11 protein-coding genes are annotated in these 12,493 nt (G+C 36.7%); 4 read left to right on the forward strand and 7 right to left on the reverse strand.

Going from position 1 to position 12,493, the window contains the following annotated elements:
• Positions 1-48 precede the first annotated feature (48 nt).
• Both AC1W31_RS04005 and AC1W31_RS04010 read left to right on the forward strand, forming a co-directional pair.
• Entirely contained in the window at positions 49-624 is a 576-nt protein-coding gene (locus AC1W31_RS04005) for an L-threonylcarbamoyladenylate synthase (protein WP_481733117.1), read from the forward strand.
• Positions 625-761: 137 nt separating this feature from the next.
• Positions 762-2,192, forward strand: a complete 1,431-nt coding sequence (locus tag AC1W31_RS04010; RefSeq protein ID WP_481733118.1) for a CCA tRNA nucleotidyltransferase — start codon at positions 762-764, stop codon at positions 2,190-2,192.
• Here AC1W31_RS04010 and AC1W31_RS04015 read toward each other — a convergent pair.
• The 6 genes from AC1W31_RS04015 to AC1W31_RS04040 all read right to left on the reverse strand — a co-directional run bounded on the left by AC1W31_RS04015 (position 2,176) and on the right by AC1W31_RS04040 (position 6,686).
• Positions 2,176-2,853, reverse strand: a complete 678-nt coding sequence (locus AC1W31_RS04015; protein WP_481733119.1) for a cell division ATP-binding protein FtsE — start codon at positions 2,851-2,853, stop codon at positions 2,176-2,178. The two genes, AC1W31_RS04010 and AC1W31_RS04015, sit on opposite strands and share 17 nt — an antisense overlap.
• Before the next feature lie 110 nt (positions 2,854-2,963).
• Positions 2,964-3,620, reverse strand: coding sequence for a fructose-6-phosphate aldolase (gene fsa, locus AC1W31_RS04020; protein WP_481733120.1), 657 nt, complete (start codon positions 3,618-3,620; stop codon positions 2,964-2,966).
• A 41-nt stretch (positions 3,621-3,661) separates the two neighbouring features.
• Complete coding sequence (gene pssA / locus AC1W31_RS04025) at positions 3,662-4,390, reverse strand: CDP-diacylglycerol--serine O-phosphatidyltransferase (RefSeq protein ID WP_481733121.1); 729 nt, start codon at positions 4,388-4,390, stop codon at positions 3,662-3,664.
• A 68-nt stretch (positions 4,391-4,458) separates the two neighbouring features.
• On the reverse strand, positions 4,459-5,109 hold the full coding sequence (locus tag AC1W31_RS04030; RefSeq protein WP_481733122.1) for an MBL fold metallo-hydrolase: 651 nt from the start codon (positions 5,107-5,109) through the stop codon (positions 4,459-4,461).
• Between the two features lie 103 nt (positions 5,110-5,212).
• Positions 5,213-5,902, reverse strand: coding sequence for an SAM-dependent methyltransferase (locus tag AC1W31_RS04035; protein WP_481733123.1), 690 nt, complete (start codon positions 5,900-5,902; stop codon positions 5,213-5,215).
• A gap of 4 nt (positions 5,903-5,906) precedes the next feature.
• Positions 5,907-6,686, reverse strand: coding sequence for an alpha/beta fold hydrolase (locus AC1W31_RS04040; protein WP_481733124.1), 780 nt, complete (start codon positions 6,684-6,686; stop codon positions 5,907-5,909).
• Between the two features lie 362 nt (positions 6,687-7,048).
• Between AC1W31_RS04040 and AC1W31_RS04045 the strand changes: the two genes are divergently transcribed.
• Positions 7,049-10,414 (forward strand): TonB-dependent receptor, encoded by a 3,366-nt coding sequence (locus tag AC1W31_RS04045; protein WP_481733125.1) that lies wholly within the window; start codon positions 7,049-7,051, stop codon positions 10,412-10,414.
• A gap of 138 nt (positions 10,415-10,552) precedes the next feature.
• Positions 10,553-11,443, forward strand: coding sequence for an SDR family oxidoreductase (locus AC1W31_RS04050; protein ID WP_481733126.1), 891 nt, complete (start codon positions 10,553-10,555; stop codon positions 11,441-11,443).
• A 91-nt stretch (positions 11,444-11,534) separates the two neighbouring features.
• Here AC1W31_RS04050 and AC1W31_RS04055 read toward each other — a convergent pair whose 3' ends face one another.
• Complete coding sequence (locus tag AC1W31_RS04055; RefSeq protein ID WP_481733127.1) at positions 11,535-12,443, reverse strand: sugar phosphate isomerase/epimerase family protein; 909 nt, start codon at positions 12,441-12,443, stop codon at positions 11,535-11,537.
• Between the last annotated feature and the right edge of the window lie 50 nt (positions 12,444-12,493).

Raw genomic sequence — 12,493 nt, forward strand, 5'->3', positions numbered from 1 at the left:
AGTAATTGATTATTAGTACTTAGTTTTAAATATTGTCTTCGTAAATTTGTGTTTCATAAACAAAAATTGATGTACCACGAAGCGCTCCAACATCTCCGCAAAGGCGATATCATTCTTTACCCTTCCGATACCATCTGGGGATTGGGCTGCGATGCCCGTAATGAAAAAGCCGTTGAAAAGATTTTTTCATTAAAGCAACGCCCTGATAATAAATCATTTATCATTTTAATTACAAAAATAGACCAACTTTCTGAGTACGTTTTGGAAGTCCCAGAACTGGCTTGGAATTTAGTAGAATTTGCCGAAAAACCATTGACTGTCATTTACCCAAAAGGCAAAAACCTACCCGCTAATTTGATGGGAGAAGATGGCTCAATTGCGATTAGATTGGTAAAAGACGAATTTTGTAAGGGCTTAGTTCATAAATTTGAAAGGGCTATCGTTTCAACTTCTGCCAATATTTCAGGGCAATCTTCTCCTTTGAAATTTGAAGATATTGCGCTCGAAATTATGAATGGCGTAGATTATATTTTAAAAAATCCAAAGGGTGAAAATAAAAATCCACAACCTTCGCAAATTGTTAAATTGGGTTTGGGTGGAGAGTTTGAATTTATTAGGAAATAGGATTAGACCACAGATTTTGCGGATGTCACGGATTTACACTGATTTTTTTATTATTTATCCGTGAAAATTCGTTGAATCCGTTGAATCTGTGGTCTAATTTTGTTGTACTTATTTTTATTTATAGTAACGATGAAATTATGAATTTTACAGAAACATTAGATACAAATCCCATCTTTAAATTAGTCTCAGATTCGGCTCAACAGTTGAATATCAGAACTTTTGTCGTGGGTGGATTTGTAAGAGATTTAATATTACAACGTCCTTCCAAAGACATTGATATCGTTTGCGTGGGTTCGGGCGTTGAATTGGCAGAATTAGTTGCCAAAAATTCTGGTCGTGACGAAGTGTATTTATCGGTATTCAAAAACTTTGGAACGGCACAATTGAAAATAGACGATTGGGAAGTAGAATTTGTGGGAGCAAGACGGGAGTCATACCAACGAGATTCACGCAAGCCAATTGTGGAAGATGGCACGCTCGAAGACGACCAAAATCGTCGAGATTTTACTATCAATGCCATGGCTATTTCCTTGAATGACAGCGACTTCGGCGAATTATTTGACCCATTCAATGGCATAGAAGATATTCGCAGAAAAAGCATTAAAACACCCCTCGAACCTTCGATTACTTTCTCGGACGACCCTTTGCGAATGATGCGAGCAATTCGTTTTGCGAGTCAGCTAAATTTTGATATTCATCCCGATACGTTTGATGCTTTAATCAAGGAAAAAGAACGGATTGAAATCATCTCGAAAGAAAGAATTACGGACGAATTAAATAAAATTATTCTTTCAAAAAAACCTTCCTACGGTTTCCTATTGCTTGATTCTTGTGGATTATTGGGTTTAATTTTCCCAGAATTTATAAAGTTAAAAGGCGTTGAAACCGAAGAAGGAAAAGGGCATAAAGATAACTTTTATCATACGCTTCAAGTGTTGGATAATGTTGCCCAAAAGTCGGATGATTTATGGATTCGTTGGGCGGCAATTTTACACGATATTGCCAAACCTGCCACTAAACGCTTTGTCAAAAACAAGGGTTGGACTTTTCACGGACACGAAGAAATGGGGTCAAAATGGGTGAAAGGAATTTTTACCAATATGCGTTTGCCTTTGAACGAAAAAATGCGATTTGTAAAAAGTTTGGTTCGCCTACATTTACGACCCATTGCTTTGTCGAAAGAAGCCATCACAGAGTCTGCTTTGAGGCGATTATTATTTGAGGCTGGCGAAGATTTGGAAGGTTTGATGATTTTATGTAGAGCCGACATTACTTCAAAAAATGGCGAGAAAGTAAAGCGTTATCTCCGCAATTTTGATACTGTCGAACAGAAATTAAAAGAGGTTGAAGAAAGCGATAAACTTCGTCAATTCCAACCCGAAATTACGGGCGAAATGATTATGGAAACCTTCGGTATTCAGCCTTCTCGTGAAGTTGGAATTATCAAAATTGCCCTGCGTGAAGCTATTTTAGAAGGAACAATTGCCAATACCGTTGAGTCAGGAATGCCTTTTTTATTAGCTGAAGGGGCGAAATTAGGATTTGTGGCGGTTAACCTTTCTCACTAACCACACCATTTTCACATTTCATGATTCTTGCAGGAAATTTTCTAATCATTTCAAAATCGTGGGTAGCCATTAAAATTGCGGTTCCGGCTTTGTTGATTTCGTGGAAAAGTTTGATAATTTGTTCTGATACTTCAGGGTCGAGGTTTCCTGTGGGTTCATCAGCAAAAAGGATTTGGGGTTCGTTCAATAAAGCCCTTGCAATCACGATGCGTTGTTGTTCTCCGCCCGAAAGTTGATGTGGCATTTTATCGTGAGAAGTTGCCATGCCTACTTGCATGAGTACTTCGGCAATGCGAGCTTTCATTTTAGCAGAATCCTTCCAACCCGTAGCTTCCAACACCCATTGCAGATTTTCATGAACATTTCTATCCATAAATAATTGAAAATCTTGAAAAACCACGCCAATTTTACGGCGAAGAAATGGACGATTTACGGGTAAAAGTGTTTCAATTTCATAACCTACTACTTTTGCTTTTCCTTGTTGTAGCCAAAGGTCGGCATAAAGGGTTTTTAGCAAAGAACTTTTCCCACTTCCGGTGCGTCCAATCAAGAAAACGAATTCTCCTTTATTAATAGAAAAATTAACATCGTTCAAGACAATACGGTCTTTTTGATAAATAAAAGCATTTTCAATGGAAACAACAGGATTGAGATTGAACATATTGATAAAATTTGGTTTCTTTCAAGTTAATTATTTCAAAGATAATACTTAAAAACAAAAAATCCGCTTGATTTTATCATGCGGATTTTTTGTTAGAGCTTATTTATTTCTTATCCATTTACCTTCGCATGGTCAGCTAAAAATTGCTTCAAACCATTCTCTGTCAATGGGTGTTTCAATAACGCTAAAATTGCAGAAAGTGGTCCAGTCATTACGTCAGAGCCAATTTCAGCACATTTAATGATATGAATTGGGTTACGGATTGATGCCGCTAAAATTTCAGTATCAAAACCATAATTATCAAAAATAGTACGAATTTGTTCAATTAAGTCAATTCCGTCATAACCTGTATCATCCAAACGACCAATGAAAGGTGAAACATAAGTTGCACCCGCTTTTGCCGCTAAAAGCGCTTGTCCAGCCGAGAAGATTAAAGTACAATTCGTTTTAATTCCTTTCTCAGAAAAATACTTGATTGCTTTAATCCCGTCTCTAATCATCGGGATTTTTACCACGATTTTCTCGTCTAAATCAGCCAATTCTTCGCCTTCACGAATCATTCCTTCATAGTCAGTTGCAATAACTTCTGCCGAAACATCACCATCCACGATATCGCAAATAGCTTTGTAGTGTTTCAGAACGTTATTTTTGCCGCTAATGCCCTCTTTAGCCATCAACGAAGGATTAGTCGTTACGCCGTCTAATACGCCAAAATCATAAGCCTCCTGAATTTCTGCAAGATTGGCTGTGTCAATAAAAAATTTCATCTTGAATTGTGTTTTTGAAAAATATTATACCTTATCAAAAGTTAAATTTGCTCTTTAACCAAGAAATTTTGAGCGACTGATAATAGTATGTATAAAAAAATAATTACTGGAATAGCTACAAATTTCAGCATAATCAATAGAATTACCGAAACAATCAGGAAAATATATTTAATTTGATTATCTGCCCAAGCAAAATTCTTGAATTTTAAGGCAAATAGGGGCAATTCAGCGACCAATAAATAAGACATTACCACACAGTAAATTACTAAAACATTGAACTGAATTAAATATTTACTAATCTCAGGTTGGAACATCATTATCAAGGGCAGAGAAGCAACTACCATGCCATTTGCGGGCGTGGGAACACCAATAAAAGAATGACTTTGGCGAGTGTCCACGTTGAATTTTGCTAAACGTAAAGCTGAAAAAACCGCTAATGCCAACGCAATATATGGTTTATAAAAACCGCCTAAGCCAACGGTGCAAGTGCCTGTAGTGCAGCTACCTTCAATGAGTTTCAACATCATAAAAGCTGGCAAAACACCAAATGTAACCATATCTGCCAAAGAATCTAACTCTTTTCCGATGGGAGAACTGACGTGCAGTAAACGGGCAATGAAACCATCGAGCCAATCGCAAATTAAGGCAATGCCAATTAAAATTGAGGCAGTCATTAAATCACCTTTAAATACAGATAGGATTCCAAAAATTCCGCAAATAAGATTGCCACAAGTTAGGGCATTGGGAATATGTTTTTTTATTTCGTTCACGGTTTGGAGATTAGGTAATTGGGTAATTGGGGATTAGGTAATTAGGAGTAAGATATAAATACTAATCCCTAATTACCTAATCCCTTAACAAATGGATTATGCTTTTTCTCAGAGCCAATGGTTGTGATACCACCGTGACCTGGGAAAATAACCATTTCATCATTCAACGTATAAAGTTTGGTTCGGATACTGTTCTCTAAATCTTCAAAACTACACATTGGAAAATCGGTTCTTCCGACGCTTTGTTTAAAAAGCACATCCCCACTTACACAAATATTTTCCTCTCGATTTATGAATGCTACGTGACCAGGGGCGTGTCCAGGTACAAAAAGAATTTCTAATTCGCTGTTTCCAAATTCAATAATATCTCCCTCTTCAATAAAAACATCTACTTCTGAGCCTTCATAATTTGGGAAACCGTACAACTCTGCCCTTGAAGCCGCATTTTGAAGAATTGGAAGGTCTTTTCGATGAAGATGTAATTTTACACCGAAAGTTCTTTTTACGTATTCGTTCCCTAACACATGGTCGATATGAGCATGCGTATTGAGCAAATGGACGACTTTAAGCTGTTGATTATCAATAAAATCCTTTAATTCTTTACGTTCTTCGTAGTTGTGACAACCTGGGTCAATGATGACTGCTTCTTTGGTTTCGTCGTACAAAACGTAAGTATTTTCGCCGAAAGGATTGAATGTGAAGGTTTGGACTTGTATCATGTATAGCAGCTTTGAGCCGTGAGCAAGGAGATTTTGGGTAAAAGAAAGCAAATATACAAAAAACTATTCTTCTGAAAAGGAGATCTTTTTTAGTTCCTGTACTTTATCCAATCAAAAATATCGTTGGTTTTTTATGTAAATCCGGCTTCTTGGTTTTCCACTGATTCACGGTTTTTGTTTGAATCAATTCGTCTGAAGCTGTTATATTACAGGCAATACAAAGTAAAGTATCGGGCTGACAAGTATTCAATAAATCCTCTAAAAATGAATCATTCCGAAAAGGAGTTTCCATAAAGATCTGAGTTTGTTGCTTTCTGGAATCAGTTTCCAAGACTTTTATCTTTTTAGCTCTTTCAACTTTATCAATGGGTAAATAGCCATGAAATACAAACGATTGCCCCGAAAAACCCGAACCCATCAAAGCCAAAAGAATCGAAGAAGGACCAACCAATGGTATTACTTTCATTCCTAATTGATGAGCCACTTTCACGGCCACCGCCCCAGGGTCGGCAACGCCTGGACAACCTGCTTCTGAGATGACACCAATGTTTAGATTTTGAGGAATTTGCTTAAAATATTTGCGTATTTGCTCAATATTGGTATCTTTATCAACTTCAAAAAAATGCAGTTCGTCAATGACTTTACCCACTTTTAGTTCACTAATAAATCGGCGAGCGGTGCGGATATTTTCCACAAAATAATAATCAGTGGTTTTGATGACCTCCTTAATTTGAGGACTTAAAACGGACTCCGTTGTTTCGGGAGCAAGTATAGTTGGTATTAAATATAGCATTTTGTTATTTTTCGGTAATGGAAAATCGTTGTACAATTTCTAAAAACTCCTTTGGTTTGTCCGCTTGCACCCAATGCCCTGTTCCTTCGATGGTTATGAGTTCATACTCTGGAAATAATTCCCAAATTTTCCGTTCATCTTCAGGTTGAATATAATGAGATTCAGAGCCTCTGATAAATAAAACTGGTAGATTTACAGCGTGTTCATTGGATAGTTCAAATCCAATTATATCAATATTTTTGGTAATAACAGGCACATTAAGTCGCCAATCAAATTCATTATTTTTTGCTGGATTTCGCCAAAGATTTTTCAGCAAAAACTGTCTAACTCCTTCATTCTCTTCAAATCGTTTCAATAATTCATTGGCTTCGGTTCTACTTTTCAACGTTTTTAGGTCAATCGACGCCAAACCTTGCAAGATTAAGCTGTGATGAACGGGATAAAACTTTGGGGCAATATCTACGACAATCATTTTCGAGAAACCATTCGGATAATTCATAGCAAATTGCATGACGGTCTTCCCTCCCATCGAATGCCCAATCAGAATTGGATTTTCGAGTGTATGGTCATTTATAAATTCTTTCAAATCCGCTGCCATGGCATTGTAATCAAAAATATCACTTCGAGGCGACTGTCCGTGATTTCTTTGGTCGAGCATATAAACTCGATTCGTTTCACCTAAAATTTTTCCAATGGTTAGCCAGTTGTCGGAAGTGCCAAAAAGACCATGAAGAATAATGATTGGCGTTCCATTTTCGCCTGTTTGTCTATAAAAAAGTTTCATCTAAATTGAAGGCTAAAATAAACTTAACGTCTAAATTCTGTTTTACTGATTGAGATTAATATTTATTTTTATCGTACACAAAAGTCTTTATTTCATACAAAGTTAAAAAGTATATTCTTAAAAAAATACTAAAGTGATAGACTTAAAAAAAATCTAAATTTATTTAAAATAAAATGCGAATTTCTCAAAAGTAAAATGTTATTTTTCAATGTTTTTCTTTCATAAATCCTATAAATCAGGACTTTGACTCTTAGATTTTTACATTTTCTTAATAAACGTTTGTTGTTCTTGCTAAAAAAAAGTTGTTATTTTGCAGTTGAATTCACTCATACAAATTCTAATTAAATTCCAAATTTTCAATCATGAAAAAAATCTTTACCACTAAGATAGTTTTGGGAACAATGTTTGTTCTTTTCACTGTCCTTTCAAGTGTGCAAGTTTTCGCTCAATCTACTACGGCTGCCATTTCTGGTAAAGTCATAGATGAAAAAGGCGAAGGTTTACCAGGGGCAAATATTATTGCCATTCACGAACCAACGGGTTCTCGTTACGGTGCTGCAACTCGTGCAGACGGAAATTTCAACATTGTGAATATGCGTGTTGGAGGTCCATATAAAGTAACAATCTCTTTTGTAGGTTATAAAGATGTTGTGAAAACGGGTATTAACCTTACACTTTCACAAGATTTACGTATTAATTCTAAATTAGAGACTGCAGAAGCCCAATTAGAAGAGGTTAAAGTAGTGGCAGCTCGTAGTTCAGTAATTAATTCAGGCCGTACTGGGGCTGCAACAACCGTTGGGAACCGACAAATCATAACGCTTCCTACTTTAAATCGTTCATTAACTGACTTTGCTCGTTTAGACCCACGTTCAAATGGTGGTTTAAGTTTTGCAGGTCGTAATAGTCTCTACAACAATTTATCTATTGATGGAGCCTTATTCAACAATACTTTTGGTTTGAGTAGTACTGTTGGTGGGCAAGCAGGTGCTTCTCCAATTTCAGTTGATGCAATTGACCAGTTCCAAGTAAATATTGCTCCATTTGATGTTCGCCAAGGAATGTCAACGGGTGCGAGTATTAACGTAGTAACAAAAAGTGGAACAAATGAATGGTCAGGTTCGGCTTATTATTTCAATCGTAACCAAGATTTAGTAGGAACTAAAGTTGGGAGTATCGAAAATACTTTTCCCACTTTTGGCGTATCTCAAATTGGAGGTCGTGTGGGTGGTGCAATCGTTAAGAATAAATTATTCATTTTCGCCAGTTTTGAAAAAGAAGACAGAAAAGATCCAGGAACTACCCGTGTGGCTACTCGCACTGGCGTAACCGCTGATCCAGCGACTACATCTTCAGTAAAAGCAGAAGATTTGGATAAATTAAAAGCATTCTTGAAAGAAAAATTTAATTATGATCCAGGTTTGTATGAAGGTTACAACAAATTAACCCAAAGTACAAAATTTAATGCTCGTTTAGACTGGAATATTTCTGATAAACATAAATTGAATATTAAGTATAATACGCTTCGTTCTTTCGCTGATATTACTGCCTCAAATTCAGGTGCTTTACCAAACGGTCGTGGACCAACCAACACAAATTTACCTTTCCAAGGAGGTTTATATAGAATCAACAATAACTTAGATTCATATATAGCAGAATTAAACTCAACGTTTGGTGGTAGAATTGCTAATAATTTAACGGTTGGATACACACAATTACGTGATTTCCGTGAGTCGCCAGTAAATAATACTCCATTCCCAACGGTAGATATTGGTAATGGAGCTGGTCAATCAGCAACTTCTTTCGGTTTTGAGCCTTTTTCAGCTTATAACGTTTTAGATTCTGATGTTTTCCAGATCTCAGATAATGTTACTGTTTACGCAGGTAAGAATGTATTTACTTTCGGAATGGCTTATGAAAATAACCAATTCCGTAATGGTTTTGCACCTAATTATTACGGTGGTTACCAGTTTCCTTCTTTCGATGCTTTTTATGCAAGTGTAAATAATGGAGTTTCTAACGCCGGTCAGTTCCGCCAGCAATGGTCAAATACGTCAGAATTTCCTTTTGCTAAAATGAAAGGTAGTACCTTAAGTTTGTATGCACAAGACGAAATCATCGTAGGAAAGGGATTTAAATTGACTTTAGGAATACGTGCGGATGGTACATCTTTCCCTGTTGAGAAAAATGCTACTACGACAAACCCTTTCGTACCTGCACTTACTTTCAAAGACAATGGTCAAGATGTTAAATTAGCAACTGACCGTTTTCCTGAATTCACGCTGTTAGTTTCTCCAAGAGTAGGATTCAACTGGGATGTTAATGAAGAAAAGAAAACACAAATTCGTGGTGGTTTCGGTATTTTCTCAGGTCGTGTACCTTACGTATGGTTATCTAATCAATTGTCTAATAATGGCGTATTGTTTGGTTCAGAAAGTATTAATAACCCAACAAATCGTCCATTCAATGCTAACGTTGATGCTTACCGTCCGAAAGTAGATATTGGTGCTTTAAGACCAACTTCTTACAATTTAGCAGTTACAGATGAAAATTTCAAGTTTCCACAAATATTTAGAGCAAATATCGCTGTTGATAGAAATTTAGGAAATGGATGGTTAACAACATTTGAAGGTATTTATACAAAAGATATTAACGCTGTTTATTTATCAAACGTAAATCTTCCTACTTCTCAAAGAAATGCGATTGGTGCTGATAGTCGTCCTATTTATTATAACGTAGGAACCAATGGATTTCCAAGTACAGTAAATAACCGGATTTACGGTGCTCTTACTGCTGCCCAAGGAGGAAATACGGCAGAGAAACCAAATATTTCAGATGCTATTGTGATGAAAAACACAAATAACGGTTACAGTTATGCTATGACTGGAACCCTTTCTAAGAGTTTTGAAAGTGGTTTATATGCAAGTTTGTCATACACTTATACTGATTCTCGTTCAGTAAATGATGGTGGTTCAATTGCTCAATCTATGTGGCGTGACCGTCTTGTATCGGGTGATCCAAATGCTGATGTAACTTCATATTCTAACTTTTTACAAACTCATCGTATCGTAGGTTTTGGAAGTTATAAATTGAATTACTTTAATAACAAAATGGCAACCACTTTTGGATTTACTTATGCCACTGGACCTGCAGGTCGTTTCTCTTACTCATATTCAGGAGATATGAATGGTGATGGACTAAATACAAATGATTTGATTTATATCCCAAGAGACCAATCTGAAATTTTATTAAGAAATCTTGCTGTTGGTAGTACAACTTATACTGCTGCTCAACAGTGGACAGATTTGAATAATTATATCAGCCAAGATTCATATTTGAATTCACGTCGTGGACAATATGCAGAACGTAATGGCGCTGAATTACCTTGGTCAACTAATTTTGATTTCAAGATTATTCAAGATTTCAACATTAAAGTTGGTGGAAAAACAAATACGCTTCAATTTACTTTCGACATGTTCAATGCCGGTAACTATGTGTCACCCAATTGGGGATTGAACCAAAGTAGTAACCGTTCTGCTTTATTGAATTTTGTTGGTTACGATAACGCCACAGGTTTTGTTAGTACAGGTTCTGCCCCAACGGGTAAGCCAGTATTTACTTTCCCTTATATCAATGGTACTAACCCATTGGCTGAAACTTTCCAGAAATCAACTGGTCTTGGTTCAAGATGGCAAGGACAAATTGGTGTTCGTTATATTTTCAACTAAAAAATATATCCAGCATCGAGTACAAAAAATCCCGAATCTTTCGATTCGGGATTTTTTTATGGGCTTCGTAAACCGTATGCTTGCATAACAATTTTTATTCTACGATATTGCGTTTATTATCTTTTAAACAAAATAACAATGAACTTTAACGAACCCATGCTCAGAGATGGAGCATTAAAAGGAAAGACAATTGTGGTAACGGGCGGAGGAACGGGCTTAGGTCGGTCGATGTCTAAATATTTTTTGGAATTAGGAGCAAACGTAGTGATTGCCTCTCGTAAAATGGATGTTTTAGAAGCAACCGCCGCCGCATTAAGGGCTGAAACAGGCGGAAAAATACTACCCATTGCCTGTGATGCACGTAATTATAATGAAGTAGAAAACGTCTTGAAAATGGCCGTTGAACATTTTGGAGCAGTTCATGGATTGGTCAATAATGCAGCAGGAAATTTTATTAGTCCAACCGAAAATCTCTCACACAAGGCTTTTGATGTAGTGGTCGATATTGTCTTAAAAGGAACGTACAATTTCACGTTAGCTTTCGGGAAATACTGGATTGCCGAAAAAATTAAAGGAACGGTCATGTCAATCGTTACTACGTATGCGTGGACAGGTTCTGGTTATGTGGTACCTTCTGCCACCGCAAAAGCGGGCGTATTAGCACTCACACGTTCGTTGGCCGTGGAATGGGGAACAAAATACGGGATTCGTTTCAATGCCATTGCTCCAGGCCCATTTCCTACCGAAGGTGCTTGGGAACGCCTTTTCCCAGCCGAAGCAATGGGTGAAGAATTAGCGGCAAAATTGTCTCCCGAAAGTAGAATTCCTTTCAAAAGAGTGGGGGAACATCAAGAATTAGCCAACTTGGCAGCCTATTTAATGTCAGATTTTTCATCTTATATCAACGGCGAAGTTATTACCATCGACGGTGGAGAATGGTTGATGGGTGCGGGTGAATTTTCAGATTTGAATGAGGTTTCAGACGAGAAATGGGCGGTGATAGCAAAGGCAGTACGTGGAAAAAAATAAATAATTGACAATTGATAATGGATAATTGATAACGGATAATTAGTGATTATCCATTGTCAATTGTCCATTGTTAATTATCAATTGTCCATTATCAGAATTTTGCCATTTTAATCCAATCTAAATCCATTTTTATACTATCCAATGGACTTTTGCTTTGATAAGATTCTTGTTCAATAATGTATTGCGTAGTGCCTCCACTTTTGGCGGCTAATTTCAACACATCTGCCACGCCAATAATTCCAGTTCCTAAAATGGTACTTTCATAATTTTCTTTTTCCCCTTTTATTTCGTCTTTTACGTGCATTAATTCAAAACGTCCTGGATATTGTTTTAATAATTCTACCGCACGACCACCTCCATTATACATATTGCCAATATCTAATTGTTGAACCACTAAATTTGGGTCGGTATTTTGCAAAATAATGTCATACACTTTCACGCTGGTAAGGCGTAAGCTAAATTCAAAATCGTGATTATGATAGCCAAATTTCATCCCTGACTTTTTGCATAATTCTCCTGATTTATTAAAAACCTCCATAAAACGCTTACAGTCATCAAAATTCTTGCGAAGGCTAACATCCAACCATGGACTTACCACGTATTTTTGTCCTAATAAAGCAGCATCTTCCACCGTTTTTTTCCAAACGTCCGTAAAATCATTTTTGGCAGCATCCCAATGTTGTCCGCCCATAACCGTGTGTCCACTCGGCATGGCTAAACCCAAATCGTCAAGCACTTTGCGGAATTCTTTTGGTTCATAACCGTAAAATTTTCCGTTTACGTAATTGGCATGTTCAACGTTTTTGTAACCCATTTCTGCCACTTTTTTGAGCGTTTCCAAAGGGTCTTTTTTCATTTCATCCCGTACAGAGTACAACTGGATACCAATGTTCTTTTTGCTGGCTTTATTGTTTGCCAATAGCGAATTAGAAAGTAAAAGTGCCGTTCCTGCCAATGCTGAGGTTTGGAGAAATGAACGGCGATTAAGATTATTTGTCATTTGCTGAATAGTTTTTTGCACAATTTAAAGAAAATAAAAATACATCATAT

It is taken from the genome of Arcicella sp. (assembly GCF_964672035.1).